This is a genomic window from Sphingomonas sp. S6 (assembly GCF_043498045.1).
Classification (GTDB): domain Bacteria; phylum Pseudomonadota; class Alphaproteobacteria; order Sphingomonadales; family Sphingomonadaceae; genus Sphingomonas.
In genome coordinates this window covers 1-2,587 of record NZ_JBIEOE010000042.1, presented here as the reverse complement: position 1 = coordinate 2,587, position 2,587 = coordinate 1, and the positions used below count along the sequence as shown (strand labels likewise).

Genomic DNA, 2,587 nt, shown 5'->3' with positions numbered 1-2,587 from the left:
CGCCGGGGTGGGGCCTCGGCCCCACCCCGGCATACACCGTCATCTACACCGGGAAATTACACCACGACCGCGGACGCTACCTTCACTGCCGTTCCACGAGCGGCCAAGGATCAGGCGATTTCGGCCGTTCACCTCAACGAACGCCGCCAACCTCAAGATCGCCTGCCGCTGGCGTGTCTCGGCTACTGCCAACACCTTGGCCCAACGCTTGGCGAAGCGATCCTCGCCGACCAGCGCCAAGTCCGCCGGGCGCAGTCCGGTGGCAGTCAGCTTGCTCGTTTCGGGATCATGGAAGACGTGCACAACTGCCCGCTCGGACGCGGCGGCGGCTGTGCCAAACTGCTTCATCACATGGTCGACAAGAGCGGCAAACCGAGCCTCCGGGCCGGGCCGATCGGGTTGGTCTGGCGCGGCGACGACAGTCGCGTTCGGTTGAACTGATGCCGCAGCGACGATCCTTGTCGCTTCGCGCTTATCGAGCACGTTCCTTTCGATGCTTGCGAGTTCGCCGAGCCGCGCCGCAAGCTCCATGCGCTCGGCCGCGATCGCTGGGAAGTAAGGCGCGATCGCGGCTTCAATCTCGTCTAGATGCATCGCGGCAAGTGCTTGCCGCGCACGGATGTGCGCCTGATTTTTGCGATCCGCTGCGGTTACCTTGCCGCCCGAATCCAGGTTGTCGATTATGCGGCCGGTCTTGCTCCTAAGCCGTTCCGATGCGGAGCGCGCCAGCTCGAGAAGCGTGTCGAAATGCGCGAGCTGGCGGAGCTGTTCGGCACTTGCCGCAGCGACGCTTCGATGCCGTTCGAGTTGCTCCTCCAGCTCCGCGCGCTGTTCACCTACGAGGCCTTCACGTCCCTCGGCCGCATCGTCCCTGAACCGGCTCCATTCGCTCTCCTGTCGCTCTAGCTCGGCCCCACGTTGCTTGATCGCAAACCGCCAGTCGTTGAGCGCATTGTGATAGTCGCGCTCGACGAGGGCGCCCGCCGCGACGAGTGCGGCGGCTGTGCTTCCAAGGTGCGTATCGGGCTTTTTGGCGATGCCGAGTTTGACAAAGGAACCAGCATCAAAGCGCGGCCTCAACCCACGCTTGGCCAGTTGCTCGTTGCCCAGACTAACGACAAACTGACGCACCGCCTGATGATCCAGCGCGCCGAGTTTCCAGAACGCCTTGGGAGCGTCTTCGGGCAGGTATCCGAGGATCCCGGCCAGTTCCCCCGGCCGCATCTTGCGCCCCCTTCCCTCAACCGTGCGACCGCCCTCCACCGGGTAGATCGTCGGGTCGATCAGCACATGCGGATGGAAATTGCGGGGGTCGTTGTTGGCATCCGGATCGTGCGCGATGGCGAGCATCCGTACGCCCTGAGCATCGAGCCAGATCATCAGATGCTGAAGGACGCGTAGCCGCTCAGCCGCCGTCAGACGATCGTCGAACTCGAAGACGATTTTTATTTGGATGCGTGCGGATCGGGGCTTTGCAAAGTGGAGGATGCGGTCGCCCTTTTCCTTGCCGAAACGCTCGCCCAGGCCTTCGCACCAAGGCAGAACATCCCCTTCCAGATGGCGCACGACCCGGCGTTTCGGTGATCGTCCGGCGGCGCGCAGCAAGGCAATTCGCGCTGCCGTCCGGACAACGCGTGGCGGTGTATCGCCGGCATCGGCGAGCGCCCGCCAGTCCTCGGCAGTGCCCCGCTCCGGGAAGAACTCGAGGCGGCTGACGCCGGTGTTGCGGCCGGCCTCCCAGCGCTGCTTCCAATAGGCCTCCAGCGTCGCCCGGTCATTGCTGATGTTGCTGATGAATGCCGCCACCCGATGATCGCCGTCAGCCGGTTCGGCCTCCGATTTCGGCTGTGTCAGATAGGCAATATTCCCGACCCGCGCCGGGTCGGTGACGTAGTTGCTGTAGGCCGTGGCTTCATCGCGCAGGCCGCCCTTCTCAGCCTTTGTCGTGGGCGTCGCAACCTTGCGAACGACCTCGATGCTGACGTGCGTGGTGGTCCGCCCATCGGATGTCTGCGGGCGCTGCATTCTCGGCGCGGGCACGCGCAGGTCGACCGGGCGCCGGTAGCGACTGGCACCCCTGGCGCGCTCGTTTTCCCACTCGATGGGACGCGCCACACGGCCACCGCCAGGCGCACCGAACAAATCCTCGAGCGCCTTGCGATGCACGAAGGCGCGCACTGCTGCTGTCGCATGGAAGAGGTCGAGTGAATGGGTCATGATCCTTCGCGCCGGTGCCGGATGGCGACCATGATGACGCATGGATCCGCGTCCTGACCATGACCCCCTCGAACTATATTTTGGGCCGTCGCCCTACCCGCCTTCCGGAGCGCGCAGCGCGGGAGGACCAACCGGCGCCCACGTCCGGTTCCCCCCCCCCTGTTTTTGCGGTCAACACGCCATCGCCGCCCGCGCCGCTAACCGCCCAGCCGGTTAGCATAATTGCGCAAACCACAGCCTTACCATCTGCCTGCTGATTCCGAGGGAAGCCGCCCCCTCATTCCGAAATGATGCCGCCCCCCTGTTCCGAGAATTACTCGCCCCCTGATTCCGAGATGATGTCGCCCCCTTTGCGGGGATGACGATGAAG

The 2,587-nt window shown here is 64.6% G+C and carries 1 protein-coding gene; it reads right to left on the bottom strand.

What is annotated here, in order from left to right; genetic code table 11:
- Positions 1-39: 39 nt before the first annotated feature.
- Complete coding sequence (locus tag ACGVWT_RS19120) at positions 40-2,217, bottom strand: hypothetical protein (protein WP_394427810.1); 2,178 nt, start codon at positions 2,215-2,217, stop codon at positions 40-42.
- Positions 2,218-2,587: the final 370 nt, after the last annotated feature.

Bases quoted from the DNA above. Each gene is read 5' to 3' on its own strand.
- ACGVWT_RS19120 (WP_394427810.1), bottom strand. From the start codon at position 2,217: ATGACCCATTCACTCGACCTCTTCCATGCGACAGCAGCAGTGCGCGCC.